General features: G+C 46.5%; 23 protein-coding genes. 11 read left to right on the top strand and 12 right to left on the bottom strand.

Translation table 11 applies throughout. The annotated features are described in order from the left end of the window. Positions 1-22: 22 nt before the first annotated feature. The gene (locus QUA71_RS13440; protein ID WP_083888111.1) at positions 23-247 is read left to right on the top strand and encodes a response regulator transcription factor; all 225 of its coding nucleotides are present in this window, start codon (positions 23-25) and stop codon (positions 245-247) included. A 149-nt stretch (positions 248-396) separates the two neighbouring features. On the opposite strand, the gene QUA71_RS13435 is transcribed toward QUA71_RS13440, so the two are convergent. The 3 genes from QUA71_RS13435 to QUA71_RS13425 form a co-directional block, all read right to left on the bottom strand. Continuing rightward, positions 397-1,293: an alpha/beta hydrolase gene (locus QUA71_RS13435; protein WP_333285591.1), complete on the bottom strand. Its 897-nt coding sequence runs from the start codon at positions 1,291-1,293 to the stop codon at positions 397-399. 217 nt (positions 1,294-1,510) lie between these two features. Then, on the bottom strand, positions 1,511-2,953 hold the full coding sequence (gene dacB / locus QUA71_RS13430) for a D-alanyl-D-alanine carboxypeptidase/D-alanyl-D-alanine endopeptidase (protein ID WP_445243779.1): 1,443 nt from the start codon (positions 2,951-2,953) through the stop codon (positions 1,511-1,513). 81 nt (positions 2,954-3,034) lie between these two features. Beyond that, a complete protein-coding gene (locus QUA71_RS13425; protein WP_333285587.1) occupies positions 3,035-3,361 on the bottom strand; it encodes a (2Fe-2S) ferredoxin domain-containing protein in 327 nt (108 codons plus the stop codon). A 244-nt stretch (positions 3,362-3,605) separates the two neighbouring features. Here QUA71_RS13425 and QUA71_RS13420 point away from each other — a divergent pair, with 244 nt between their 5' ends. The 4 genes from QUA71_RS13420 to QUA71_RS13405 all read left to right on the top strand — a co-directional run bounded on the left by QUA71_RS13420 (position 3,606) and on the right by QUA71_RS13405 (position 7,496). After that, positions 3,606-4,067, top strand: coding sequence for a CBS domain-containing protein (locus QUA71_RS13420; RefSeq protein ID WP_333285677.1), 462 nt, complete (start codon positions 3,606-3,608; stop codon positions 4,065-4,067). Positions 4,068-4,285: 218 nt separating this feature from the next. Next, positions 4,286-4,960: a phycobilisome degradation protein NblB gene (nblB, locus tag QUA71_RS13415; protein ID WP_333285585.1), complete on the top strand. Its 675-nt coding sequence runs from the start codon at positions 4,286-4,288 to the stop codon at positions 4,958-4,960. Positions 4,961-5,471: 511 nt separating this feature from the next. Next, complete coding sequence (locus tag QUA71_RS13410) at positions 5,472-6,776, top strand: CAP domain-containing protein (RefSeq protein ID WP_333285583.1); 1,305 nt, start codon at positions 5,472-5,474, stop codon at positions 6,774-6,776. 171 nt (positions 6,777-6,947) lie between these two features. Further along, positions 6,948-7,496 carry an adenylate kinase gene (locus QUA71_RS13405; RefSeq protein WP_333285581.1) on the top strand — a complete coding sequence of 183 codons (549 nt, stop codon included), beginning with the start codon at positions 6,948-6,950 and terminating at the stop codon, positions 7,494-7,496. On the opposite strand, the gene murQ is transcribed toward QUA71_RS13405, so the two are convergent. Both murQ and QUA71_RS13395 read right to left on the bottom strand, forming a co-directional pair. Beyond that, positions 7,490-8,404 carry an N-acetylmuramic acid 6-phosphate etherase gene (gene murQ / locus QUA71_RS13400; protein WP_333285579.1) on the bottom strand — a complete coding sequence of 305 codons (915 nt, stop codon included), beginning with the start codon at positions 8,402-8,404 and terminating at the stop codon, positions 7,490-7,492. The genes QUA71_RS13405 and murQ overlap by 7 nt on opposite strands. A gap of 226 nt (positions 8,405-8,630) precedes the next feature. After that, on the bottom strand, positions 8,631-9,005 hold the full coding sequence (locus QUA71_RS13395) for a DUF3110 domain-containing protein (protein ID WP_333217859.1): 375 nt from the start codon (positions 9,003-9,005) through the stop codon (positions 8,631-8,633). A gap of 454 nt (positions 9,006-9,459) precedes the next feature. Here QUA71_RS13395 and QUA71_RS13390 point away from each other — a divergent pair, with 454 nt between their 5' ends. The 4 genes from QUA71_RS13390 (at position 9,460) to QUA71_RS13375 (ending at position 19,311) form a co-directional block, all read left to right on the top strand. After that, entirely contained in the window at positions 9,460-16,428 is a 6,969-nt protein-coding gene (locus tag QUA71_RS13390; RefSeq protein ID WP_333285577.1) for a translocation/assembly module TamB domain-containing protein, read from the top strand. A 140-nt stretch (positions 16,429-16,568) separates the two neighbouring features. Further along, positions 16,569-17,714 carry a clostripain-related cysteine peptidase gene (locus QUA71_RS13385; protein WP_333285575.1) on the top strand — a complete coding sequence of 382 codons (1,146 nt, stop codon included), beginning with the start codon at positions 16,569-16,571 and terminating at the stop codon, positions 17,712-17,714. A 165-nt stretch (positions 17,715-17,879) separates the two neighbouring features. After that, positions 17,880-18,245, top strand: coding sequence for a hypothetical protein (locus QUA71_RS13380; RefSeq protein WP_006633171.1), 366 nt, complete (start codon positions 17,880-17,882; stop codon positions 18,243-18,245). 142 nt (positions 18,246-18,387) lie between these two features. Next, positions 18,388-19,311, top strand: a complete 924-nt coding sequence (locus tag QUA71_RS13375) for an Rpn family recombination-promoting nuclease/putative transposase (RefSeq protein WP_190733890.1) — start codon at positions 18,388-18,390, stop codon at positions 19,309-19,311. A gap of 71 nt (positions 19,312-19,382) precedes the next feature. On the opposite strand, the gene QUA71_RS13370 is transcribed toward QUA71_RS13375, so the two are convergent. The 7 genes from QUA71_RS13370 to QUA71_RS13340 all read right to left on the bottom strand — a co-directional run bounded on the left by QUA71_RS13370 (position 19,383) and on the right by QUA71_RS13340 (position 23,125). After that, complete coding sequence (locus tag QUA71_RS13370; protein ID WP_333285572.1) at positions 19,383-19,886, bottom strand: DUF2243 domain-containing protein; 504 nt, start codon at positions 19,884-19,886, stop codon at positions 19,383-19,385. A gap of 18 nt (positions 19,887-19,904) precedes the next feature. Next, positions 19,905-20,093 (bottom strand): hypothetical protein, encoded by a 189-nt coding sequence (locus QUA71_RS13365; RefSeq protein WP_333285570.1) that lies wholly within the window; start codon positions 20,091-20,093, stop codon positions 19,905-19,907. Positions 20,094-20,118: 25 nt separating this feature from the next. Beyond that, positions 20,119-20,265 carry a type II toxin-antitoxin system HicB family antitoxin gene (locus QUA71_RS13360; RefSeq protein WP_333285675.1) on the bottom strand — a complete coding sequence of 49 codons (147 nt, stop codon included), beginning with the start codon at positions 20,263-20,265 and terminating at the stop codon, positions 20,119-20,121. Then, positions 20,210-20,692 carry a hypothetical protein gene (locus tag QUA71_RS13355; protein ID WP_333285681.1) on the bottom strand — a complete coding sequence of 161 codons (483 nt, stop codon included), beginning with the start codon at positions 20,690-20,692 and terminating at the stop codon, positions 20,210-20,212. The genes QUA71_RS13360 and QUA71_RS13355 overlap by 56 nt, the downstream gene beginning before the upstream one ends. Beyond that, a complete protein-coding gene (locus tag QUA71_RS13350; RefSeq protein ID WP_333285568.1) occupies positions 20,692-21,102 on the bottom strand; it encodes a hypothetical protein in 411 nt (136 codons plus the stop codon). The genes QUA71_RS13355 and QUA71_RS13350 overlap by 1 nt, the downstream gene beginning before the upstream one ends. Positions 21,103-21,196: 94 nt before the next feature. Further along, positions 21,197-22,708 (bottom strand): GUN4 domain-containing protein, encoded by a 1,512-nt coding sequence (locus QUA71_RS13345; protein ID WP_333285566.1) that lies wholly within the window; start codon positions 22,706-22,708, stop codon positions 21,197-21,199. A 6-nt stretch (positions 22,709-22,714) separates the two neighbouring features. Beyond that, complete coding sequence (locus QUA71_RS13340) at positions 22,715-23,125, bottom strand: Pepco domain-containing protein (protein ID WP_333285564.1); 411 nt, start codon at positions 23,123-23,125, stop codon at positions 22,715-22,717. 337 nt (positions 23,126-23,462) lie between these two features. On the opposite strand from QUA71_RS13340, the gene ispG reads away from it, so the two are divergent. Both ispG and ctpC read left to right on the top strand, forming a co-directional pair. After that, complete coding sequence (gene ispG, locus QUA71_RS13335) at positions 23,463-24,683, top strand: (E)-4-hydroxy-3-methylbut-2-enyl-diphosphate synthase (protein WP_333285562.1); 1,221 nt, start codon at positions 23,463-23,465, stop codon at positions 24,681-24,683. Between the two features lie 298 nt (positions 24,684-24,981). Then, positions 24,982-26,337: a carboxyl-terminal processing protease CtpC gene (gene ctpC / locus QUA71_RS13330; protein ID WP_333285560.1), complete on the top strand. Its 1,356-nt coding sequence runs from the start codon at positions 24,982-24,984 to the stop codon at positions 26,335-26,337. Positions 26,338-26,586 lie beyond the last annotated feature (249 nt).

Genomic DNA, 26,586 nt, shown 5'->3' with positions numbered 1-26,586 from the left:
CTCGTTACCTCATTGCAAAAGTATGCAAAGCACAAGTTACAAACCGGAAATTAGCCTGAGCCCACGCGAAAGAGCGATCGCGCAATTAGTAGCCCAAGGCCTGCCAAACAAATGTATTGCCAAAAATTTAAACATCAGTCACTGGACGGTTGCTACTTACGTGAGGCGGATTTTTATCAAACTCGGTGTTTGTTCCAGAACTGCGATGATTGCACTGCTGATCCAAGAAAATTTGCTCTGGGACTGATAAATAAGTAGCGTGCGTCAGCTAGCTTTAATTCTCTGGTAATCCAGAAACTCTAGGCACGACGCACCCTAAAAAAAACCTATCCCTAGACAGATGAAAACCCGGTTTAGCTGTAAAACCGGGTTTTAATTTGCAATGTTTAAAACTTTCTATGCCAAAGCCAAAGAAGGAGAAGAATTTCTGAGAAAACTCAGCAATTCTCGATTCACCGTTTGCGGCGCTTCCTGCTGAATCCAGTGACCGCAGTGAGGAACTAATTTCAACTTAAACGGAGCCGTAATTAATCTGTCTAAACCTTCTACAAGTTTGTGGCTCAAAAACGCATCTTCTTCTCCCCAAAGCACCAAAGTAGGCACTGTCACAGGTTCTAATTTCTCCGCCAAATTCCAAAGCCTCTGCGGATGAAACATCTGGCGGTAATAATTGATAGCGGCGGCTAATACTCCCGGCTTTTCTAAAGCAGTCTGATAAATCTTAGTTTCCTCAGCGCTAAAAGCTCCTTTGCGAACAGCTTGTCCTTGGAAAACATTGTGAACAAAATCTTTCAAGTTTTGCCGGATCAACCATTCGGGAATGCCGGGAACCTGAAACGCCAAAACGTACCAACTGCGGCGGATTTGATCTAAATTGCTCGCCATTTCCTGCACGAATCGCTGCGGGTGCGGAGCGTTTAAAATTGCCAAGCGGTTGAGTTGTTCGGGGAATTTTTGAGCTAAGTGCCACGCAATCGCCCCTCCCCAATCATGACCTACAACGTGAGCTTTTTTATAACCGAGGCTCGCAATCAAACCGCGAATATCCGCGCTCAGGGTATCTAAATCATAGCCGCTTTCCGGCTTGTCGGAATCGTTGTAGCCCCGCAAATCCGGCACCACAACCTTGAAATGACGCGCTAAAGCAGGAATTTGATGACGCCAAGAGTACCAAAACTCTGGAAACCCATGCAGGAGGAGAACAAGCTCGCCTTCTCCTTGAGAAACGCAGTGCAGGCGGATGTTATTGGTTTCGACAAAGATGTGTTTCTGTTCGGAATCGAAAGAATTCATAGTTGGAAAGTTAGACTTATTTTCGGGAAGTACAGAACCCGCCGACTGGTAGCAGGCTAAAACGGCCCAATGGTTTTAATTTTTCTACTTTTATTGTAGCTGCTTTTCAATCCCCGTCGCTGCAATCTAATGAAACTTAAAACTTGTAGGGTTTTTGGGTGTCCGGTTTTTTAGGTGGAACTACTGAGCTTAACTTTCTCACCTTAAATCTGTTGTTTTAACAGCGGCGCAGGCGATTCAATAATAGCACGATTTCGTCAGTTGCCGATCGCATTTTTGCAGCCGATAGGTCAGATTGATTGACGATAATGCTAAACACCAGCGGCTCGTAATTCGGAACTTCAATATATCCCGACAGCGCCGAAACTCCACTCAACGTTCCTGTTTTAGCTTGCACAATTACGCGGTTTGGTGTATTATTGAAGCGATTTTTCAAAGTGCCGTTCTCGCCAGCGATCGGCAGTGACTGGCGGTAAATAGATGCAGCAGGTGAATTGGCCATCAATCTCAAAGTTTGCACCAAGGCTTCTGGGCTAATTAAATTGTGGCGGGAAAGTCCCGAACCGTCGGCTAATATGTAGCTGTTTGGATTTACTCCTAATTGAGTTAAAGCGGTTTTTAACTCTTTCAAACCCATTTCACCTGTATCCTCTGGCGGCAGGGGCATCTTGTCTGTAACTTTTCCCAGCAATCTCAATATAACTTCTGCATAAAGATTGTTGCTTTCGCGATTAGTTTCTCTCACCAATTCCGCCAGAGACGGCGATTCAACGGTCGCTAATTCTTGATTTAAATTGCGAGAAGCCGAGGCAACTAAAGCCTGTTTAACAGGAATTCCCTCAGCCGCTAGAACTTGCTGAAACTGCTGCAAAAAATTATTAGCGGGGTTGACAACTGCCACATAAGCTGATTCAGGTTCGCCACCAACTTTCAACTGTCCGCTCACTCGAATTATAGGTCGATCGAACTCCCGGCCAACTTCAATAAACTCAGATTCGTTTTGGGCGACTGTTACTGAATTGTTCTGGAGTTGCCACTGATTTGCCTGCTTTGGTTCGGCAAAAGTAACTTTCAGAGGTTGCCCGAGAGCCTGCGGGGACAAGAGAAGGTCGATCGCGTTTTGATTGAAAATTAAACTGTTAATCGGCGCTCCGTAGCCAGCTTGCGCGTCTTCCCATTCCCAATTCGGATTGACTGCACTGCCTTGAAAATAGCTGTCATCGCCAATCAACTCGTTTACTTGACTGATTCCTCGCTGCTTCAACTGCTGCGCTAAAGATTTCAACTGAGCCTCAGCAATGCTCGGATCTCCCCTGCCGGCAACGTACAAACTTCCATTTTCGCCGCTGTAAACCGATGTCTTAATCCGAAAATCTGCACCGAGTTTCTGCAAAGCAGCGGCTGTAGTTAGCAGCTTGGCATTTGATGCTGGAATAAAATATTTGGTGGCGTCGCGGCTGTAGAGAGTAGTAGAAGAAGATAGAGGTTGAATCAAAATGCCCCAGCGCGAGCGACTAAATTCGGGACGGTTGGCGATCGCATCTACTTGCGCCCCCAATTCCCCAGGACAAATATCCCCAGCAACCGCCGACGTTTGAGCAGCAACCGCCGACGGACGCCCCAGCACCAGCACTAACAAACTAAGCGCAATTCCTTGGATTTTCAAAGTGGCAGTTCCTTAACAATAACTATTAAAATTAGATGCGCCAGAGCTTGGAAGTTTCACCGAATCAAGTCAATATTAATAATAATAACGCGCATGAATTCTCGGATTGAACAACGCCTCTACAGGTTTTCCCTCTTTGAAATGCTCTTCCACAATTAACGGTACATCACTCGGTTTAACTCGACAATACCAAATTTCGTCCGGGGTAACTCGCACAGTCGGGCCCGTGGTGCACTGTCCCTGACAGCTAGTAGCCTCAACTTTCACCCCTGCAACTTGTTGAGCTTCAAAAGCAGCTAGCACTGCTGCTGAACCATTTTTCAGGCAAGATAGATACTGGCAAACCAATACACAGCGCGCTTCTGGTTGGGAGTCTGGTTCTCGGGTTGGAGATTCTGGCATTGGTAAGGATTTATCGGCTCTTTAAGATATCTTAACAATCTTGTCAGGTCGATCGCTCGCCGGAGGGAGGCAAACAACCGAATTTTATAGTGCGATCGAAAAAAACAGCAAAATTCTGGCATTCAAACTTTTTCCTTCCTTCTACCTTCTAACGAATTCCTCCAGCAGAGCTGCCTTTCTTCAGTCTGTGTCACGCTTTCCCGATATGATCGATTTAGAGCAACAACTCAATCAACCGCTAATCATGCCAAAAACAGTAGCCGATGTAATGAGCCGCGAGCCGATTTTGGCGCGACCCGAAATGCCCTTGAACGAAGCGATTAAAATTTTAGCCGCTCGACGCATTAGCGGTCTTCCCGTCGTAGATGAGAATGACGTGTTAGTAGGAGTCATCTCCGAAACCGACTTGATGTGGCGGGAAACCGGCGTAACTCCCCCCGCTTACATCATGGTGCTCGACAGCGTGATTTACTTAGAAAATCCATCTCGTTACGAGCGAGATCTGCACAAGGCTTTAGGACAAACAGTAGGAGAAGCGATGAGTAAAGAACCAGTTACCATCGGGCCCGACAAATCTGTCCAAGAAGCTGCCAAACTGATGCACGATCGCAGTATCCACCGATTGCCCGTGCTTGATACTGCGGGCAAAGTAATCGGCATCCTCACTAGGGGAGATATTATCCGATCGATGGCTGCCGAATCTTAAATTAACTGTTGCAGTTCCAGGACTGTATCAGAAAATGAGTCGATCGCTCTTTCAATCTCGCTGACTTTTTGCAATTACCAATTATCTAGATTCACGACACGGAAGTCAGGAATAGACGCAGAGCTATTTTTTCTTTCTTGCTTCTTCTTCTTCCCTCTTCCTTCTTCCCTCTTCCTTCTTCCTTCTCCCCAATTACCAATTATCAAATTTAAAATCGAATGAGCATTACCCCTGAGTCTGTCGAACAATTGCTGAATTCCGAGGATTTTGGCGAAAGACTGCGAGCAGTCAACCAACTGCGGCAACTAGAACCCGCGATTGCTTATAAACTGATTCAAATTGCGATCGGCGATCAAAACGTCCGGGTTCGCTACGCAGCAGTCAGCCAGATATCAACCCTCGGTACGCAGAATCTGCCGAACGCTTTAGAGGTACTGCGAAACAGCCTGAACAACGACCCCGAACCCGACGTGCAAGCAGCAGCAGCCGATGCTTTGGGCGCATTGAAATTAACCGATGCTTTAGAAGATTTGCAGCAAGTTTATAGCAGTACCTCTGAATGGCTGGTGCAACTGAGCATCGTTGCGGCTTTGGGAGAAATGGGAGATCCGAAAGCTTTTCCGATGTTAGAAAATGCCCTGACTTCTGAAAACGAATTGATCCAAACAATTGCCATCAGTGCATTAGGTGAATTGGGAGATAAACGCGCGCTGCCGCTGCTGCTTCCCTACGTTTCCAATGCAGATTGGCAGATCCGTTACAGAGTCGCGCAAGCTCTGGGGCGGTTGGGCGGTGCAGAAGCACAGACAGCTTTGGAAATTCTCGCCAAAGATGAGGTTGAACAAGTTGCTCAGGAAGCTAAAGCCGGACAAGAAAATAGTTTGAAATCTTGAGATTGCTTTGGCGATCGCGAACAACCCTGCGCGGTTGTGAATTTTGAATTAATTTAGAATTTTTTGTGCGGGTTCTAGTAACAACTCTGTTCGCGATCGCACACAGAATTCAGAAACCCGGTTTCTTGCTATATTTCTTGTTCCTGTCTGCAAAACTTGTAGAAACCGGGTTTCTAGCCAGCCAGCGGGCTGGTTGGGTAGCGCAAACCTTACTAATCAGGAAAAAGCTCAAATCTTAACTCTCAAATTTAAAATTGTATTGATGCGACGGGCGATCGCAAATTCCATTGAAACTCTCCTTAAATTCCAGCGTACTCTTCCCTTTCCCAACCAGAGCCGGGATCTTGACATCCGCACTTTGACGACAGCTATAATTAGAATAAATAGAGCAGCGGTAGGGATTAACACAATTATTGAATTGTGCCCAGCCAGCTAGGGATCGGGGAAACTATCGTTAAGACGGTAAGCAATCTACCAGCAAAACCAAGTCTTAAAACTGTTTATCATCCCCATGCTTGAACAACTATCAAATTCCGGCTCTCAGTCCTTGGACATTTTAACAGAAGAGCGATCGGCCTCTCCAGTAGCACCAAGCCCAACCAATCAAAACTTTATTAATAGAGTTTTAGAACTTACCAACATCGAACGCAGCAAATTGAGTTTGTCCCCGCTAACCTTCAATACTCAGTTACTAAATGCGGCGGAAAATCACACCCAAAACATGGCACTGCAAGACTTCTTTTCCCATACCGGAAAAGATGGTTCGTCATTAGGAAGTCGGATTAGTGCAACGGGCTATCAATTCTCAGCGGCAGCAGAAAACATCGCTGCGGGCTCTTCTACACCCGAACAAGTTGTATCATCATGGATGAACAGCAGCGGCCACCGCGCTAACATTCTTAACCCGAATCTCAAAGAGATTGGCATCGGTTACTATTTCTTAGCCGACGATACGGGCACAGAAAATTGGAATCACTATTGGACGCAAGTTTTTGCGACTTCTCTTGACGGTAGTGTCAATCCCGCACCGACACCGACACCAACTCCCACACCAACTCCCACACCAACTCCCACACCAACTCCCAACACATTGGTATCGATTACTTCGCCCATACCCAATGCTATAGGGGACGGCAGCCCGACGACAGCACCCAAAAATACAGCCAGCAACGGCAATTATTTCCTATCAGATAGTGCCGATAGTCAAATACCGACAAATGCTGCGGGATTGCCAATTTTTTCCCTTTCCGGCAAAGACAATATCACCGGGGGAGAAGGTGTTGATAGCATTAATGGAATGCAAGGTGCGGATACAATTAATGGCGCAGGCGGCAATGACAGTTTATCGGGCGGCAAAGAGTCGGATTCAATTGAGGGCGGTGTTGGCAATGATTTTATCAGCGGCAATAACGATAACGATCGACTAATCGGATCTGAGGGTAACAATACTATTCGCGGCGGCAAAGAAGATGATGTCTTGGTTGGCGGTAACAGCGACGATTTGTTGGCGGGCGATCGCGGGCAAGATATGCTGACCGGCGGTGCTGGAAATGATACGTTTATCCTAGCAGGAGGTTTGTCTGCGGCGGCTACTTTAATAAGTGCAGATGTAATCGTCGATTTTGGGGCTGGGGATAAAATTGGTTTGACTGACAGTATCGGATTTGCCAACTTGACTTTTGAATCTGTGAGTTTGCAGTTGGATGGAGGTGCAAGTGTCGCTTCTACGGCGATTAAGTCGGGCAACACTTATTTGGGAATCGTCCAGGGTGTAAATCAAAGTCAGCTTACATCCAGCGTTTTTGTGAATGGCTAACGGGGAATGGGTAGTGTAAAATTTCACTTATGCAGCGTGTAAGGTGCGTCAGTTCGTAAGGATTGGATGGGTAGCCCACATTGTCGCAGCGGACGCACCCTACTACTTCAGTTGTTATAGCAATTATCCCAAATCTTGCTACAAACTTCATCATTACTAAGAGGGGTAACTATGAAAAAAGTAGCCGTGTTTGGCAACACTGGAGGCGGTAAATCAACTCTAAGCAAGAGATTATCAGAAATCACTGGTTTGCCACTTTACCCCTTGGATAAGATTCAATATCAATCTGGGGGCGCTGAGGTTCCAAATGAAGAATATAAGCATACGCATGAGAAAATTTTGGCTACTGACCGATGGATTATAGACGGTTTTGGTTGCATGGAAACCCTATGGCTTCGACTCAACGAGGCAGATACTCTGGTTTTTGTCGATCTGCCCCTATACGTGCATTTCTGGTGGGTGACTAAACGGCTGATTACAGGTAAGTTTATACCGCCAGAAGGCTGGCCCCAAAAGAGTCCGATCTTGAAGAGTTCAATTAATAGTTCCCGTGTTCTTTGGTTGTGTCACAAGTATTTGACTCCCAGATATCGGGAGTATGTCGATCGCGCTCAAAATACCAAAAGTGTTTATCACATCAGATCCACTGAAGAGATTTCACAATTTTTTGAATCGATGGTGCAAATGACTAACAACTCAAATCAGGTTACTGACTACTGACTAATGGAGGCCACAGCCGATCGCAAATTCCCTTGAAACTCGCCCAGAATTCGATCGCACTCTTCCTTCTCCAAATTAGTCCAGTGCATCATCAAAGCTAATTTTACAGACTTGCCGCTTTTTTCGAGCAAAAAACCCGCCTCCTCCCGGCTTAAATCAGTCAAATCCTGCAACATCCGCACAGCCCGATCGCGCAATTTCTTATTAGTCACCGCCACATCAACCATCCGATTGCCGTAAACCTTCCCCAGCTTCACCATTACCCCAGTCGAAATGATATTTAAAGCCATTTTTGTTACTGTACCCGCTTTCAAGCGCGTCGAACCCGCCACTACCTCCGGGCCAACCAACAACCGAATATCAACATCAGCCTCAAAACTCACTTGTTCGACGGGTACGCAGGCCATAAACACAGTTTTCGCCCCCCGCTGGCGTGCCGCCTGCAAAGCGCCCGCGACAAACGGCGTTGTACCTCCAGCCGTAATCCCGACAACCACATCTAAGTTGGTAATTTGACGGTGGGCGATCGCCTCAGCCCCATCTTCAGCCCGATCCTCCAAATCCTCCGAACTCCGCACCAAAGCCCCCGCACCCCCGGCAATTATGCCCTGTACGAGTTCTGGCGGCGTGCAGAAGGTGGGGGGACACTCGGCCGCATCCAGCACCCCCAAACGCCCGGAAGTACCCGCACCGACGTAAAACAGGCGACCTCCTTGACGCAGAGACTCGGCTGCAATGTCGATCGCTTCGGCTAACTGTTCGCGGGCACGGGCGATCGCGCTTAAGGTTTGGGCGTCTTCCCGGTTGAACAAGTCCACTAATTCGATCGAACTGAGTTGGTCTAAATTCTCGCTGTTGGTATTCACCTGTTCAGTCAGCAGATGGCCCCGTTCTTCCAAATTCTTCATTTTTTCTCAGTTGTTAATTGTCAGTTGTCGGCCTTCAAGCGAAGTCAGGAGACATACAGAGTCCCTGGTTCAGCCTGCAAGCCTGTATCTACAAATGAAGCCCTTGATTGAGTACGCTGGAAGAGATTAAATTTATCCTTCTTCCCTGTTCCTTCTTCACATCGAGCCTCGAATCTCAATATCCACCCGTTACATCCGCTACAGAATCCGTTGCCGAACCTTCCGTTTACAAAAGTCCTTCGAGTCGGCGGCGAATAGAATCCAGTTCGTTTTGGGAAACCTCAGAATCCAGAGCGAGATCCGGCTCCGGCTCCGGCTGCCACTGAGTCTGTGTTACATTGTTTTCTGGCGGAATCTCCAACGCCCCCGCCGGTATGAGTTCCCAATCATAATCAACACTGTTGCAGAAATCCTTAATTTCCTCCTCGTCGATCGCCTCGACAGTGGGTTCGGGGAAATCCTGAGCTTCCAACATCACGCCAAAGCGGGTGGCGTCGTCTTCTGACTCAAACATCAGAACTTTATTGCGATCGCCGAGTTGAATGGTATGAATTCCCTCATTCTCGGTGCGGGCATTGAAGAGTAAGACGAACACTCGCATAAGTTTTAAAGACCTTCTTAACCACCATTTTTTTATCTTAGAAGCGATCGGGCAACCGATTTTAAATTTTATATTTTAGATTTTAGATTGACCAGCGATCCTGCACTGGCGGGATCGAAAGGAATTGGGGCATTTGGACGACTTGGTTTGATATTTGAGATTTTAGATTGACCGCCGATCCTGCACAGCGGGGGAAACCTAGAGGATTTGGGGGAGTTGGAGGACTTGGTTTTAGGTGATGTTGCGTGTTTTGATTAAGTTCGGTAAAGGTTTCTGGAGTCTACCCTGGAGTGGGGGCGTGCCTTCGACCTTCGCTGCGCCCGATCGGCACTTCCGACCTCACTTCTGAGTCTACCAAAGGCAGAAGGCACACTGGCGAATCACAGAAATTATACCTGTCTAAAATTGGCTGATTCCCTTAATTCCTGAATTCTCTGATTTCTGAGAAACACCCATGACTAACTCCGACGATAACAAAAATCAACTCGCACCCCGTCCCCACCGCCGCTGGTGGCGTCTGCTGCTGCTTAGCGGTACGGGATTGGGTATTCTCGCCTTGGTTGGGGCGGCGGTAGGATACCAGTGGGTGCGGGAAAAGTTAGCTCCTTTGGTGGAAACTGAAGTCAGCCAGTTGCTGAAGCGGCCCGTGCAACTCGGACGTTTGGAGGGATTTTCTCTGACAAGTTTGCAGTTTGGCCGATCGACTTTACCTGCAACTCCTACCGATCCGGATTACGCTTCTACAGAAGCAGTTAAAGTAAAGTTTTCGGTTTTGCAACTGCTGTTCACCCGCAATCTCAAATTAGATATTACCTTAGTTAAAGCCAGCGCTTATATCGAACAGGATGCTAAAGGCCGCTGGGTTAATATTCCAACTGCGGAGCAGAAATCTCCGGGTTTATTTAAAACTGAAGTTGAAGCATTTCGAGCTGAAAATTCCGTCGCAGTTTTGGTGCCGCGTCCCCCAGTCGGACAGACAACTTCGGCTCCGATTTCTGTAAATTTGAAAAATGGCAGTGCTCTATTTCGCGACCAAAACCAGCGCGTTCTCTACGAAGTAAACGGTCAGTTTACTAATAGCGATAATTTTATACTTAAAGCTGATTCTATGTTACCTGCAGCTCAAACTAACCTGCAGTTGCAAGGTCAAAATTTGCCTTTACCCGACCTCGCTCGCTTGCTAAGACTTTCCGGCATTTCTTTACAAAAAGGTCTGGCTAATGGCAATTTAACCGTGCAAGTGCGAGAGAATAAAGTATCGGGAATTACTGGAACGGCTAGTTTTGGAGGAGTGCAAGCGAGTATTGCTCCCTTGAAACAAATCATACAAAATAGCAGCGGTCAGTTGCGGTTTCAGGGAACTACTGTGATTGTCGATAGTCTGGCGGCTAATTACGGTCTAATTCCGCTTAGAATAGCAGGAACAGTCGCAACTGGAACTAATTTTAATTTGGAGAACGCTAGCTTCAATCTGGCAACTAGCGTGCAACCAGTGGCTTTTGCAAGTGTTGTCACTGCGGTGGAGACAGAGTTAGGACAGAAAGTAGTATTGCCGGTTGCTGTTGCGGGGGAGGTGAAGGCCGATGTCAAGCTAACTGGAACCGTCGATCAACCGGTGGTGACAGGTGCGATCGCCTCGACAAAACCCGCTACGGTCGATCGACTGCCATTAAATAATATTAGCACTAATTTCAAATTGGAACGCGGGAGAATAGCTAAAACCCCAACTCCCAATTCTAAATCTTCTATTCCCGCGTTTTCCTCTTTAGCTTTGACTTTGAGCGATATTTTGGTAGTGCCTGCGGCGGGGGGTAAACTTGGCGGCAAAGGTGAAGTTGAGATTGCTTTAAAAAGTAAGAATTCGCCATCGGGTTTGGTGTTTGACTTGCAAGCTGAAAACTTGCCTGCAGATAATCTCGCCCAAATTTACGCTCTCCCAATTCCTGCTACTGTTACAATTGGCAATGTCTCCGCAAAAGCTCAAATTTTCGGCCCCTTAGACAACATTCAAGCTAGAGTTCAATGGCAAGCACCGCAAGGAACTTTCCCCGCAGCGGGCTCCATTCGAGCCGCAAGGAATTCGGCGGATTTGCAAAATACGGTTGTGAAAATTGGCGACGCTTCTGTTAACGTAGAGGCTGCGCTAAAAGACCGTGAGTGGCAAGCTATCATCGAGGGCGATCGCGTGGATCTCAACAGTTTGCGGCAAGTCCTGCCAGACCTTAATTTACCTCCTGAACTAGCCGGTTTGGTCAGCGGAACCGCCGAAGCAGCAGGAACTCTGGACGATTTGAGTTTAAATGCGATCGCTGCGACGGGCAAAGGAACGCTGAATATTGCTGACAGTATTGTTGATGTTAATGGCGAACTAGAATCGGGGAAATGGCAAGTTTTTGGCAACACTGAAAAAGTGGCTGTCAATCAATTAATTGATATTGGTTTGCCGTTTTTAGCACGGGAAACGCCAGCCAATCGGGAGAATCTAGAAGCTAAAATCCAAAATCTTAAAACGTTAAACGGACAGCTAGCAGGGAAATTTCAAGCTGCGGGAAATGTTGACGACTTGACTGCTGGCGGAATCAATTTTAGTAGCAACGGTAGGCTCTATTTTGCCGACAGCAATGTCAATTTACAAGGAGAATTGGTAGCGGGAAACTGGCAAGCCACAGCAGAAACAGATCGCACTTCCATCAGCCGCTTGGTAGATTTGACACTGCCGATTTTAGATGTGGCTTCAGCATTCAATCCCGAAAATCAGCAATCTGCCAATCTCAACAATCTAAAATCCAAAATCCAAAATCTAAAATCGATTGACGGACTGCTATCGAGTCAATTTACAGCATCGGGAAGTCTTGACAATTTGACTGCTAGCAGCATCAATGCCAGCGGCAACGGCAGACTCAATCTTGCCGACAGCAATGTCAATTTACAAGGAGAATTGGTAGCCGGAAACTGGCAGGGAAAGGCAGAAACCGATCGCACTTCCATCAGGCGCTTAGGAGATTTAGGATTGCCCCTGTTAGATGTTGGCTTAGCTTTCGCTGCTGACAATCCCCAAACAGTCGCCAATATCAACAATATAAAATCCAAAATCCAAAATCTCCAATCGCTTGACGGACTGCTATCGAGTCAATTTACAGCATCGGGAAGTCTTGACAATTTGACTGCTAGCAGCATCAATGCCAGCGGCAGCGGCAGACTCAATCTTGCCGGCAGCAATGTTAATTTAAAAGGAGAATTGGTAGCGGGAAACTGGCAAGCAACAGCAGAAACCGATCGCACTTCCATCAGGCGCTTAGGAGATTTAGGATTGCCCCTGTTAGATGTTGGCTTAGCTTTCGCTGCTGACAATCCCCAAACAGTCGCCAATATCAACAATCTAAAATCCAAAATCCAAAATCTCCAATCGCTTGACGGACAAATATCCAATCAAATTCAAGCCAGCGGCAGTCTTGATAATTCAACCGCCGCTGACATAGGCGTCAGCAGCAGCGGCAAACTCAATATAGGGGACGGTACTCTTGCTTTTAGAAGTAAATTAGAAGGCAGACGCTGGCAAGCTTTCGCCGATGCCGATCGAGTTATTCTCAGTCGCTTAGAACAAACAATCCGCAATACCCAACTGTTTCCGCTGACGGCGACTTTGCCTAAAGGATTTGACGGCAGAGTTAACGGCGAATTCCAAGCAGCGGGCAGTTTGGATAACTTGACAGCCAAGGGAATTAATGGTAGCGGAGAAGGAGTGATTGTGGTCGATCGACTCGGGGCGATCGATACTACGGCCAAATTAGAAAACGGCAACTTGCAAGCATTGCTGGAAACAAACGGAATTGCCGTCAGTAATTTAGAACAAACCCTCAAACAAACAGGTTTGCTGACAGCGGATTTACCGCCAGAAATTGAGGGAACCCTCGACGGCCAAGTCCGCATTTTGGGAACAGTAGATAATCTAACCGCCAACGGCATCACCGCCAACGGCGACGGACAAATTCGACTCGCCAACGGCGGAGGAATTGTCAATGCTAAAGGGCGCGCAGAATCGGGGAATTGGCGCGCGTCAATCGAGGGCGAGCAAATTGCTCTAAGTCGCTTCCAGCAAGCCTTTGAGTCGCAGCGACAAAGCTTGCAAACCGGAGGTGTAGTCTCTGGTGCCCAAAATCTCCCCCAGCTTGGAGGACTGTTTAACGGCAATATCAATTTATCCGGCCCGATTGCCGCTTCCCCACAAACAGTTCGCGCCGGTGGCAGTTTCCGCATCTCGGAAGTGCCGTTTTTGAAACAACCTTTTGAGGCAGTATTTAATTGGGACGGCAAACGGGTGGAAATTGAGAACGCCACAACTCCCGGTTTGACAGCAAACGGCTTTGTTAACGTCGAACTCGAAGGTAAAGGAGGGCCCTCAATTTCCAACTTAGATTTGGATGTCAAACTCGCCAACTTTAACCTGGAAGCCTTACCAGCAGAACAACTAGGATTTTTGTCTGCAATTGCGGACAAAAATTCCTCACAGCAAAACCCACCCCTGCGCGGCAATGTCGATTTTACCGGCAGCCTCACCGGAACCCTCGCTGCCCTCAGCTTAGTTGGCGATGTGGAAGTGCGGGATTTAGCAGTAAATCAAATCGCTTTTGACCCGGTACTGGCGGGGAGTGTGAATGCGGATGCTGGGAAAAGTGTAGATTTGCGTTTGGCCGGCGCCAGCGACAAAATTGAAGTAGCTTTAAATCCATCTTTTCTGCCGACATCTTTCTTAATTCAACGCGGGGAATCTGTGGCTAGCGGCCAAACCGAGGGAGAAACTTTGCGAGTTAATTTAAGCGATTTTCCCCTCGCTGCTTTGAATCTCGCACCCGGTAAAGAGGCCGGTTTGGGGCCGATAACCGGTACGGTTTCGGGACAAGTGAATGTGCCCGGTTGGAAGATGCCGTTAAATCCGGCGACTTTGCAAGCAAGCGGACAAATTGCGATCGCCCAACCGGCGATCGGCTACATTAAAGGTGACAGTTTCCAAGCCGAATTCAGCTACGCTAACGGCAGCGCCACTCTCACAAATGGCATATTCCGCCAAGGCAGCGGTCAATACTTAATTTCCGGCAATGTTCAAACAGGCGCAAACCCGCAATTTGCCGGGAAAGTTAACGTCCAGCAAGGCAATTTGCAACAGGTTTTAGCCGCTTTGCAATATTTCAATTTAGGCGACTTGGCTAGAGGCTTAAAACCTCCGGTTTACGCTAGCGCCGCCGACGTGCAAACTGTAGCAGTAGGAGAACCAGAAGCCCCGCTAATTGAACAGTTGCGCCGCTTGGCAGAAATTGAAACTATTTTGCAGCAGCAGCAGCAGGCCGTGGAATCATCAGAAAAATTGCCTCCCTTATCCCAATTGCAAGGCACTTTTGGCGCGGAAATTGCTGTCGCCGGTTCTTTGCAAACAGGTGTACAAGCTCAATTTAACGTCAAAGGCGATAACTGGCAGTGGGGAGAATATGTCGCCGAAAAGTTCAGCCTTGAAGGCAGTTTTCAGGACGGGATTTTAACTGTTTTGCCTTTGGAAATTCGATCGGGCGAAAGTGCGATCGGCTTTTCGGGACAACTCGGGCAAAAAGCTCAATCCGGGCAGTTGCGGGTAGAAAATGTGCCGCTGGAAGAGTTGGCAAAACTGGTGGAATTGCCTTTTGTAGATGTCACGGGAAATTTGAATTTGCGCGCGAATTTAGCCGGCAGTTTGGAAAACCCGCAAGCCACCGGGGAATTGAGTTTGCTTGAGGGTACGCTAAACGGAGAACCGATTAAACAAGCCGACGGTAGTTTCAGTTACAGCAATGCCCGCCTGAATTTTGGTGGCAGCGCTTTGGTAACTCAAACCGAACCGATTGAAGTGCAGGGAAGTTTGCCTTTTGAGTTGCCGTTTGCAGCGGTGAAGGCCGACAGCGATCAAATCGATTTGAGGGCGAATTTGCAAAATGAAGGTTTGGCAATTATTAATGTATTGACTCCGCAAGTTGCGTGGGTCAGCGGTCAGGGACAGGTGCAAATTCGCGTCGGAGGGACGCTGCAAGACCCTGTAGCGCAAGGAATTGCGAATTTTGAAAATGCAACTGTCCGCGCGCAAGCCTTCCCAGAACCGCTGACAGGGCTGACTGGGACGGTGCGCTTTGAGGGCGATCGTATTCGGGTAGAAGGAATTCGGGGACAGTTGAGTCAGGGAGAAGTTGTCGCCGCTGGCGTGATTCCGCTGTCTGTGCCTTTTGCTGAGGGCGATGTCGATGCGGCTAATCCTTTGGCTGTGAATCTCGACAAGTTAGCACTGAACCTCAGAGGATTGTACCGCGGCGGCGTAGTCGGTCAAGTGCAGGCAAGGGGCACGGCTAGGCGCCCGCAGTTGAGCGGTAATATTGAACTGTACAACGGCGAAGTATTTCTCCGGAGTCCCGGCGGCGGCACAACTGAGTTAGCTTCTTCCTCTTCTGCTTCTGATTCTCCTTCGACATCTTCCCCTTCCCCTGCGACTGAGGTTTCTGCTTCCCCGACGACTGAGGTTTCTCCTTCTGGTGCGACTCCGACTTCCCCTCCCTTTGAAGTTGGAGTGAACGATTTGCGGCTGAATTTGGGCCGGGGAATTCGGGTAACGAGTGCGCCGATATTGAGTTTTCAGGCCACTGGGGGCTTGACGGTGAATGGAACTTTAGATGACCTTCGCCCTGTCGGTACGATTCGGTTGACTTCCGGGTCGGTGAATTTGTTTACGACAGAGTTTAGACTCGATCGAGGATACGCGCAGACAGCTACCTTTGTACCAGGACAAGGACTCGATCCGACGCTGGATGTGAGATTAGCAACTTCGGTGCAGGAAGTAACGCGGTTCCGCACTCCCGGCACATCTGTAGCCTCTGAAATCGCAGACGAACCGACAAGTTTCGGCAATGTGCGGAGTGTCCGAGTTCAAGCGTTAGTGCAGGGAAGAGCTTCTCAGTTGGCGGAAAGTCTGGAGTTGAGGAGTTCTCCGAGTCGATCGGAAACAGAGATTGTAGCGCTCTTGGGCGGCAGTTTCGTGCAGACTTTGGGACAGGGAGACAGTACGCTGGCGATCGCAAATTTAGCGGGTGCGGGTTTATTGAACAACCTTCAATCTGCCATTACTAACGCCACAGGATTGAGCGAATTTCGCTTATTTCCCACTCGGATTAGAGGCAACGAAGCACAAACTGCTAGTTCCAGTTCTGGTGCGGGTTCTCTCGGTTTAGGTTTAGAAGTGGGGTTTGACATCACGCGCAATATTTCTGCATCAATCATCCGAGTTTTGTCAGCAAATCAACCGACTGAATTTACTGTGCGCTATCGAGTGAGCGATAAAATTTTACTCAGGGGTTCGAGTAATTTTCAAGGAGACAACCGCGTCACTGCTGAATATGAATTGAGGTTTTAGTTAGCAAAAAATACAGTCTAAAAAAAGCTGAACATCCTCAATCAGGAGTCGAAAAAGTGAAAAGGAGAGAAGCACTCAAATTGGTAACAGTAAGCATGAGTTCTTTAATAGGGACAATATATTACTCGGGAGACCAATATATGCTTGGAAGTACGGTCAAAAATCATTATGACTGGATATTACTATACTGGATGCCCTATGACAATAATCTCTCAAGATTCGGGCAACCAATTATTCAAATGCTAAGTAAAGGTGTAAAAAGTGACAAAGTTTTAGTAGTAGTACAATCAGACTTTAGCGGATCAGCACAAGTTTCTAGAAGCATCATTAGCCAAGGTAAAGTTGATACGCAATACTTAGAAACAGTAGATAGTAGTAGTGCAGAAGTCTTGAGTGAGTATCTGACTTGGGCACAATCTCAATTTCAAGCCAAACGCTGGGCTATTGTGTTTTTAGGTCATGGTGGAACGCTTATGGAAATCAGCCCCGACGAACATCCCACGTCCCCTTTAATTTCAGAAATTAGATGGATGAATCTTCAAAAAATAAATCAAATTATATTGAATTTTAACCGCTCTGTAAAGGGAAATCTAGAATTATTATTTTTCCAAAATTGTCATAAAGGAAATATTGAAGTACACCATACCTTCCAAAATACTGCTAAGTATACGCTTTCCTCTCAACTGCCACTTGGAGTGCCAAATTACTATTATGAGCAATTGTTAAGCCATTTGAGCGATGATCCAGACATTGATGGTTCTCAGCTAGCTAAAAAGATGATGGATTATGAACCGCCTGATATGTACCATAGTTTGACATTAACTAACAATCATTATTTCCGCTACTTTGCCGAAAAAGTTAATGTTGTGATTGATTCTATTTTGCAAGCAGATATTGCGCCAGTGAAAGTTTTTATATCCTCAATTTTAGGACCTGAAGTCAATTTTTCCAATAACACTACTGTAGTAGTTTATCGTAGCTTTGGAGAAACCTTTGTTGATTTCGCAAATTTTTTACAAAAACTTACCCAATTATCAGGTGCAAGTCCGTCAGCTTGTAACGATTTCTTGTTATTTTTAAATAATTTTCTCATTCAGAGAGTGCAACAGAATGGTGAATTACTGGACTCAAGAATTAGGCATAAGTATAAAAGCTTATCAGGCTTAGGTTTATTCTTACCTAGAAATCGGCAGAAACTGGAAAAGTATTTGTATTTATCGGTTTATTCAGACTTAAAGCTTGTAGAGCTTTTTGAGGCAGTTGTATTCGAGACAAAAAAGAACTAAAGGTATTGGGGATATTTTACTTTCCCGACTTCACAGAAGCAGTCTGGGAGGTAAAACAACAGCCAGGATTCGCTCCCAATTCCCACTTCCCAATGCTATAATATAAATAGCAGAATTAAAGCCCTGCTGCCAACCCCGCACACAAGGTTAGAGGAGTTAAGTCAGATGGCAAACAAACTCCAAGTCAATACACAGTCGATCGGCTACAGCGACTTTTACTGGAACCGCTTTAGTCCGAGAGTTGCGACTATCAGCAGTGTCCGCAACGCCAATCATTGGGACGGCGGATTTATCACCTATATTGCATTTCCCACAAAAGTAGAAGCTACAGCAGCAATGAAATATTTGCTCTTGAATCAAAAAGCTGCTGATGTCGATATGCGGAAAGCCAAACGAATGAAAGCAAAAGGCATTCGGTGGGAACTCAAAATTCGGGGTTTAGCTTTTAATGAAGTGCTGAAGCTTGCGACGATGGACATAGCTGGAAAGCTAGTTATGTCACCTGCAACTACTACTGAAGCCACAGGCTGATAAAAGCATTCAGATAATAGGTTGGGTGGAGAGAACAAAACCCAACCCTTCCCATATTTGTCAATATCCATCTTCCTCTCTTTTCTTCTCCTCTGTGTCCTCAGCGCCCTCTGCGGTTCATAAAAAAATTCCTATAAAATATATGCGCTTCATCAGTCCCAAAACAGATTTTGCATTCAAAAAAATATTCGCTTCTTCCGAACATCCAGAAATTCTCATCAGCTTCCTAAATGCAATGCTGTATAACGGAGAACCAACCATCCAAGAATTAGAAATAATTGACCCTTATTCAGCAGGAAGCGTTACAGGATTGAAAGACACTTACCTGGATGTCAAAGCCAAGATTACCGGTAACAAAACCGTGATTGTGGAAATGCAGGTACTCAACGTCGCCGCCTTTGAAAAACGGGTAGTGTACAATGCAGCCAAAACCTATTCTACTCAACTCAAAGCCGGAGAAGGTTATTTAAAGTTAAATCCAGTCATTGCTTTAACCATCACCGACTTTATCTTATTTGAAAACACCGAAAAACTAATCTCTAACTTTGAATTCACAGAAACAGAAGAGAAATTCGTCTATCCCAACTGCGAGTTAAAATTAGTGTTTGTCGAGTTACCGAAATTTAAAAAAGAATTGAATGAACTCGAAAATCTGCCGGAAAAATGGATCTACTTTATGAAAAACGCGCCCTCTTTGGAAGCAGTACCAGATACATTGGGGTCTGTTGAAGAGATTAATACCGCGCTGGAAATTGCCAACAGAGCAAATTTGACACTAGACGAATTGAATGATGTAGACAAACGAGAAATGTTTATTCAAGACCAAATTGGGTCTGTGATGAAAGGGATAGAAATTGGTCTACAACAGGGAATTGAAAGGGGTAAAATTGAGGGGGAAATAGGATTAATTATGCGTCAGATAGTGCGGCGGGTGGGTGAGGTTACACAGGAAGTTCAAACTCGCATCCAGGGGTTATCTGCGGAACAGTTAGATGATTTGGGAGAAGCTTTGTTGGATTTTAGGAGTAAAGAGGATTTGATCGCGTGGTTGGAGTCGGCGGGATGAACTGATGAGTTAAAAAGAGAGTCGGGGATTTGTAACGCGGATTTGGTAAAATTCCCAATCTCTGCATTCATTTAAACTTTAGTATCGGCGGGAACTTCCCTCTGTACAAGCATCCAACCTAACAGCGCTAAACTAACTCCAAGAGCGAGAAATCCTAAATCCCAAGCTAACTCGTTGATACCGGGTTTGACGTGGTGGATTCCCAAAATTTGATGGTCAACAATGCCTTCAACAAAGTCAAACAATCCAGCACCAATTAATATGGAACCTAAAAAAGTTTGAGTTGACAAAGGAACATCTTTGCGCTTCACAGCACCCCACAAACAGAAGATTCCCGCCATTGTTACCAACCAATCCGCAGCGTGAAACAATCCATCTCCGAGGGTATTCAATTCTAAACCAGCAACGGTAGCATCGGTTTTAACGCTGCTAAACATATGGTGCCACTGGAGGAGTTGGTGCAGCACAATGCCGTCAAAAAAGCCTGATTGACCGATACCGAGGAGAATTCCTGCGATAATTAGAGGTCGGCGGTTGTTAACAGCCGTGGTTGGTGGGTTTGTACGATCGTCCAATGGAAAACCTCAGATTATTTAACTGCTGAGCCTGGGTCGGTGAAGGGATTTGCCAGTACATTTTTTAGTTTTGCTGGGGAGGAGGGGCGATCGCATCATCCGCGAGAGAGATTTCTGGAGTGAAGTGCGATCGCGCCTTGATTTTTGATGGATGATGGGAAAGTGCGATCGAATCTTGCCTGCAATAACTTCTAAAACACCATCCAAATACTAATTGATAGTTTTCATTACGTTAAACCTCAACATATTTGCATAAAGTCCTGGCTTCAGGAATAGACGAAGAAGATTGACGCAACTCTTCTAAATGAAAAACTATTGCTGCTTTAATTTGCTGTTCTACTTCCTCGATTGTTGTTCCTGTTCCTAGGCATCGGGGCAACTCTGGTAAAATAATCAGAAGAATTGCTTTCTGATTTCCGGAGGGGAATGAAATCTCGATTGTTGTTCCTGTTGCTAGGCATCTGGGTACCTCGGGCAACAAAAGCAAAAGATTTACTTTCTGATTTCCGGAGGGGAATTAAATAAATTCTAATTCTGCTTTGACTATCTGCTTTTGGGCTTGCCAACACCATAGACCCTTTTGGCGTCAATTCCCATCTGTCGCGAGGCGAATTAGTTTCTACATATCGTTTAACCAAGCCATCAGCAGCCAGTTTTTTTAAGACAACCATCATGTCAGGTTCTCGCGGTACATCTCGACGGGAAAGTGCATTCGCGAGTTCGTACCAACTCCACTTTCCTTGACCTTTAGCTACTAATTCCAGCAGCACTAATTCAAGCTGGGTTAATTGAGTTAGGTTTTTCATCAAAATTCCTCTACGCTCGGATGAAATAAAACGCCGAATCCTTCTTTTAATTTATAATCTTCCAGAGTAGCTGTGTGAGCATTGTTCCAGAGTTCATAAGCCTGATCCGGGTCAGCGGGTTGTCCCGTTGGGTAGCCAAGCTTTTTATACCTGAGATACTCGCGTAACTCGTGAGTATAAAAGCGTAAATCAACAGGCTCAGCTACAAGGGTTTGGGTGGTGATACCTCTTAACCTTTCAACCATTCTTAGCTCAGTTTCACCAACTGGATTAAATCTGCGAACATGAGCTTCAACTAAGCCAACGCCTTTCTCAGTAATTTTAACATTTTGATTAGATAACTTGAGAATCTTTCCGCCAGCTTTTGAGGGATTGAAGGGTCTGCCACTTATTGCACCTTTTTCTAACATTTTATTCGAGTGGCTTTAATCTACCCGTAGTTAACAAAGTTGTGAAACCTTTAGATGTTACACCTTGCAAGTCTCGACGCGAGAGAAGAGACACTCACTCCAACCAACAGAACCACCAACACAAATTACTAGACGAGTACAACATCCAATGCTGTAGAGACTTTCCCTCCCCCGCCAGAACAGACACAGGAAGGTGTCCTGGCGCCGTATTCTTGTCTGAGAAAGTAAGGTCGTCGTAGTACAGCCATTGACCGTTTTTTCGCCAGCCCACCGTATCACCAAACTTCTCCCATATTTCCGTATTATGTTGAGTGGTTCCCCCTAGACTTTGATAAATGCGTTTATTTACGCTAAAGCCGAAGTGACCGTTAGAATACTTTACCCAAAGTTTGTCAATGGTACTCAATTCCTCGCAGGGAAATTTTTCAATACTTTTTGTGTCCAACAATCCTTCTTTCTCCCTACCCGCCGCCTTCAAAATCAGTCTCAGCGTTTCCCTATCCGCTTCTTTCCACCTTCGGGCAGCGAGTAGATCGCGCAGATTTGTATAGTCTACTCCCCGCTCAGATTTGAGAGGAATATCAGCCTCAGTACGAGTAGTGTTCGCTACAGGTGTAGATTTTGAAGACAATGGAGATTGCGATGGCTTTTCAACGCTGCCACTAACAGAATTATCTTGAGACGATACCTCATTTTCTCTCCTTGACACAACAATTCTTTTAATTCCATTAATAGCATCTATATCGCCCGGAGATGCTGCTAATACGCGAATCCACCACTGTTCAGCCAGCTCAAAATCTTTGTTTACTTCCGCAGAATAAGCATCAACTTTCATTTTAGCAACATCATATAAAGTTGCATATTGCGGGCAAATAATTAAGTGCGACTTCGCGATCGGCTCTGCAATAACGTAAGGTGTTTGTCGCACTTTTTTGCTTTTGTATTGCCGGATCAGTTCAGGAACTCGTGAGTTCAAATAATGATCTAATCGCTCAACAGTTGCACATTTACCTTGAACGCCCAACCCCTCAAGCAGTGCTTTTGTAAAAATACCCTGCTGTAAATCTTCAATTTCATAGGACAATTCATTAGGACTGCAAGAAAAAAAGGTAATAACTCCTTTTTGTCGCGCAACTTCAGTGGCTTGATTGCCGATTCCTTCTCCCGATTTACTCCCTTGATCCCGACAAGCATCCAGAATCAAAATAACATTATCAGCACCGCAGCGGCGCAGGCGTTCAGTCACGAAATTAATCGAAATTGCCGTATTCTCAATATCTCCCGGATCGCCATCGCACGGCATCAAATAATCAGAGCCGTTATGGGGCATTCCGTGACCGCTGAAGAAAAACCAAAAGTTATCTCCATCCCCCAAAAAAGGTTTTTCAAACATCGTCCTCAAAACTCGTTTCAGATTGATAAAAGAAGGACGACTTGGTTTACCTTTAATATCAGGAGAGTCCTCTGAGAATAAAAGAACTTTCTCAAACCCCCCGCGAACGCGAAAGAATTCACGCATTAACTCTGCATCCCGCTTGGCATATTTCAGCGGAGTTAGGAAATCATAGGCATTGATGCCAATTGATATGGCTAAATTTTTTCCCATCTCACCTTAAGACTTGCGTTTAAATCTCAACAATACAGTTCTTGTATCTGCAACTTTCGCCCCCAGGCCGACTAAACTGAAAGAACCCTCGGCGTTAATCGCAGCGGATAACTCAATTTCAGATAACTCGATCGATTTCATGTCAGCTTCCGCATCCGCACGGCTGAACATTTGATCTACCGTTTGCATGAAGTCAACCAATTCTTTTTCTAATTTCTTGATACTGACATTGTGAAATCGCAAGCTATCAACCGCTTTTGCCGCCTGCTTTTGGGTCGGCTCATTTGGCTGCGCGTCCCAAGCATCACTCCAATCCACGCCTATATGTCCCCCATTCTTCGCACCGTCAGAATCAGGTGCATCAGGAGACTCATCCGAAGTATTGGCGGTCACAATCCAAATCGTTTCATCTGGCATAAGTGTTTAAGACTCCAAACTATCGAGATAATTTTGCTAGATGCGATCGCCCACGATAATTTTATATTCTACCTGAAATTTATCAACTGTTAAACAAGCCCCCGGATTCATCTGTGGAGTGGGTATCCTGGCCGCCCGGAATGTTAAATTTTAATACTAAAAAAACGATCGCCCGATCGCCCAAACATACATAATGTGAGTTACAAGTTCGATCGTACTTCTATCAAAAATCCTAAATCCCAAAACCTCTTTGCCCAAACAGACCCTTTCTGTGCAAACCTAAAAAACAGCAGACACAATTTTATAAACTCTAATTACAGAACACTCGCAACCAGTTATGCAAACTCTGCCGAACCCCACTAAAAGCGCATCTAGCCAACCCATCTTCGACACCACCATCAAACGCCGCAAAACCCGACCCGTCAAAGTCGGTAGCGTCACCATCGGCGGCGGCAACCCCGTCGTCGTACAGTCGATGATTAACGAAGACACCCTCGACATCGACGGTTCAGTCGCCGGAATTCGGCGCTTGCACGAGATAGGCTGCGAAATCGTCCGCGTCACCGTGCCCAGCATGGCCCACGCCAAAGCTTTAGCCGAAATCAAGCAAAAACTGCACGCCACCTACCAACCAGTTCCTCTCGTGGCCGATGTCCACCACAACGGCATGAAAATTGCCCTCGAAGTTGCCAAACACGTAGACAAAGTGAGGATCAATCCCGGGCTTTACGTGTTCGAGAAGCCGAAAGCCGACAGAAGTGAATACACCGACAGCGAATTCGCGGAAATTGGCGAAAAAATCCGCGAAACCCTGGAACCTCTGGTGATTTCCCTGCGCGACCAAGGCAAAGCTTTGCGAATCGGCGTTAATCACGGTTCCCTCGCCGAACGGATGCTTTTTACCTACGGCGACACGCCCGAAGGCATGGTAGAATCGGCCCTGGAATTCATCAAAATTTGCGAATCCCTAGACTTCCGAAATATTGTACTTTCCCTGAAAGCGTCCCGCGCACCCGTGATGGTTGCTGCTTACCGCTTGATGGTGCACCGGATGGACGAACTCGGCATGGATTACCCGCTGCATCTCGGCGTCACGGAAGCAGGAGACGGCGAATACGGCCGCATCAAATCCACCGCAGGCCTCGCACCTTTGTTAGCTGACGGCATCGGCGACACCATCCGCGTCTCGCTGACAGAGGCCCCAGAAAAGGAGATTCCCGTCTGCTACAGCATTCTGCAAGCCTTGGGACTGCGGAAAACGATGGTTGAGTATGTCGCTTGTCCTTCCTGCGGTCGCACTTTGTTTAATTTAGAGGAAGTGTTACACAAAGTGAGAGAGGCGACGAAGCATCTCACGGGTTTGGACATAGCAGTAATGGGGTGTATTGTCAATGGCCCGGGAGAAATGGCTGATGCTGATTACGGCTATGTCGGGAAGCAACCGGGTTATATTTCGCTGTACCGGGGCCGGGAAGAAATTAAGAAAGTGCCGGAAGACCGAGGTGTACAAGAATTGATTGATTTGATTAAATCGGACGATCGCTGGGTCGATCCTTAGCCGATTCTTTCTCTGTTGTTAGAGTTCGACAGTCCGACAGTCCGACAGTCCGACAGGGGTTGAAACCCCTGTCTCATAGCTGAAGTCGGTTTAAACCGACTGAAGAGCACCTTTGTCAGAAGCTGCAAGGCCTGTTCCACAAAGAGTGAGAGTTCTATTCACGGTGGGCACCCTCACGGGCCCCTGAATAGAAGTCGCCAAAGTGGAATAATATATGTACGCCAAACGCGAGCGGGCCTTGCCTGTGTTAGATTGAGCGTAATTATTCTGAACTCTTTTCCTCCCGCGCGTCAGACAAATGGTTATAACAAAACGAGGGCTTGTTCTAAGTGCAGCAGCGGTGGTACTCACTGCTGTAACTCTTGCGAACACTGGTTGCAGTTCTAAATCTCTGGCTTCTTTTCGGGGAAGCCCTAAAGAGTTGGTTGATGAAGTTTGGCAGATTATTGACAAAAGTTATGTAGATGGCACTTTTAACCAGGTTGACTGGAAAGCGGTGCGGAATGATTATTTGAATCGGACCTATACCAGCGACGAGGAAGCTTACAAAGCAATTCGGGAAATGCTGAAAAAGCTGGACGATCCTTATACGCGGTTTATGGACCCTAAAGAGTTCCAGAATATGCAGGTTGAAACTTCTGGGGAACTGACAGGAGTTGGGATTCAGTTGACTCAAGATGAGGAAACTAAGAAGTTGGTGGTGATTTCGCCGATCGAAGATACCCCTGCTTTTACTGCTGGTATTCTGGCAAAAGATATCATTACTAAGATTGACGGCAAGAGCACAGAAGGCATGGATACGAATCAAGCGGTAAGTTTGATTCGCGGCCAGGCTAATACTGAGGTGACGCTGACGATTTTGCGGGGAAGCAAGGAATTAGAATTTAAGCTGAAACGCGCTAAAATTGAAATTCATCCCGTGCGGAAGTCGGTGCAGAAAAGTCCGATCGGAGAAGTCGGCTATATTCGCTTAAATCAGTTCAGTGCGAATGCTGCATCGGAAATGCGAACGGCAATTAAGGATTTGGAACAGAAAAAGGTAACGGGCTATATTTTAGACTTGCGTTCCAATCCAGGCGGGTTGCTGTACGGAAGTATTGAAATTGCTCGGATGTGGCTCAAAGAAGGTACGATCGTCTCGACGGTCGATCGAGTAGGTGAGGCCGATAAACAAACTGCAAATAAGGCAGAGCTCACAGACAAACCGTTAGTTGTACTGGTAGACGGCGGTTCAGCAAGTGCTAGCGAGATTCTATCCGGTGCTTTGCAAGACAACAAGCGCGCGGTTTTGGTGGGAACAAAGACGTTTGGTAAAGGTTTAGTTCAGTCAGTACGCGGCGTGGGAAATGGTGCCGGTTTGGCAGTGACAATTGCCAAGTATTTTACTCCCAAGGGCACTGATATCAACAAGGCCGGGATTGAACCGGATTTTAAGGTAGAACTCACCGAGGCTCAAAAACAGGAATTGAGGCGCGATCGCGATAAAATCGCTACAACGGCAGATCCGCAGTACGCGAAAGCTATGGAAGTTTTGACACAGCAAGTTACTGGTAAAACAGGGAACAATAAGGCGGAGTCGAAACCGAATGCAGCGCCACCTAAACCAAATGCAGCGCAAGCAAAACCGAGTGCGGCACCTTCTAAATCTAAGTAGAAAACCTGTGTAAGGTTCCAGTTAAAAAAAAGCATTCGGGGGAAGATTTACGGCTAAAAGCCAAGATTTTCAACTCGAATGCTTCGCTATTTTTTGCAATGCGCCGATGCAACCGAAATTTATATAATTCATCGGCGTTAATCTGTGTTAATCTGCCCTCATCTGCGGTAAACGGAACTTACCCCCTGCGGGGTAGTTCCGTGGAACTCGAACGCATACTAGCTGTAGGTTTTGCCAATTCGATCGGCT

It is taken from the genome of Microcoleus sp. MON1_C5 (assembly GCF_036701875.1).
Taxonomy (GTDB): domain Bacteria; phylum Cyanobacteriota; class Cyanobacteriia; order Cyanobacteriales; family Microcoleaceae; genus Microcoleus.
The sequence above is the reverse complement of the archived record's forward strand: the minus strand, read 5'-3'. Positions and strand labels throughout refer to the sequence as shown.

Bases quoted from the DNA above. Each gene is read 5' to 3' on its own strand.
- QUA71_RS13425 (WP_333285587.1), bottom strand. From the start codon at position 3,361: ATGCCAGAATCTCCAACCCGAGAACCAGACTCCCAACCAGAAGCGCGC.
- QUA71_RS13385 (WP_333285575.1), top strand. From the start codon at position 16,569: ATGCTTGGAAGTACGGTCAAAAATCATTATGACTGGATATTACTATAC.
- QUA71_RS13345 (WP_333285566.1), bottom strand. From the start codon at position 22,708: ATGGGAAAAAATTTAGCCATATCAATTGGCATCAATGCCTATGATTTC.
- QUA71_RS13395 (WP_333217859.1), bottom strand. From the start codon at position 9,005: ATGCGAGTGTTCGTCTTACTCTTCAATGCCCGCACCGAGAATGAGGGA.
- QUA71_RS13340 (WP_333285564.1), bottom strand. From the start codon at position 23,125: ATGCCAGATGAAACGATTTGGATTGTGACCGCCAATACTTCGGATGAG.
- QUA71_RS13405 (WP_333285581.1), top strand. From the start codon at position 6,948: ATGAAAAAAGTAGCCGTGTTTGGCAACACTGGAGGCGGTAAATCAACT.
- QUA71_RS13350 (WP_333285568.1), bottom strand. From the start codon at position 21,102: ATGTTAGAAAAAGGTGCAATAAGTGGCAGACCCTTCAATCCCTCAAAA.
- nblB (WP_333285585.1), top strand. From the start codon at position 4,286: ATGAGCATTACCCCTGAGTCTGTCGAACAATTGCTGAATTCCGAGGAT.
- QUA71_RS13380 (WP_006633171.1), top strand. From the start codon at position 17,880: ATGGCAAACAAACTCCAAGTCAATACACAGTCGATCGGCTACAGCGAC.
- QUA71_RS13375 (WP_190733890.1), top strand. From the start codon at position 18,388: ATGCGCTTCATCAGTCCCAAAACAGATTTTGCATTCAAAAAAATATTC.
- ispG (WP_333285562.1), top strand. From the start codon at position 23,463: ATGCAAACTCTGCCGAACCCCACTAAAAGCGCATCTAGCCAACCCATC.
- QUA71_RS13420 (WP_333285677.1), top strand. From the start codon at position 3,606: ATGCCAAAAACAGTAGCCGATGTAATGAGCCGCGAGCCGATTTTGGCG.
- QUA71_RS13390 (WP_333285577.1), top strand. From the start codon at position 9,460: ATGACTAACTCCGACGATAACAAAAATCAACTCGCACCCCGTCCCCAC.
- QUA71_RS13435 (WP_333285591.1), bottom strand. From the start codon at position 1,293: ATGAATTCTTTCGATTCCGAACAGAAACACATCTTTGTCGAAACCAAT.
- QUA71_RS13410 (WP_333285583.1), top strand. From the start codon at position 5,472: ATGCTTGAACAACTATCAAATTCCGGCTCTCAGTCCTTGGACATTTTA.
- murQ (WP_333285579.1), bottom strand. From the start codon at position 8,404: ATGAAGAATTTGGAAGAACGGGGCCATCTGCTGACTGAACAGGTGAAT.
- QUA71_RS13355 (WP_333285681.1), bottom strand. From the start codon at position 20,692: ATGAAAAACCTAACTCAATTAACCCAGCTTGAATTAGTGCTGCTGGAA.
- ctpC (WP_333285560.1), top strand. From the start codon at position 24,982: ATGGTTATAACAAAACGAGGGCTTGTTCTAAGTGCAGCAGCGGTGGTA.
- QUA71_RS13440 (WP_083888111.1), top strand. From the start codon at position 23: ATGCAAAGCACAAGTTACAAACCGGAAATTAGCCTGAGCCCACGCGAA.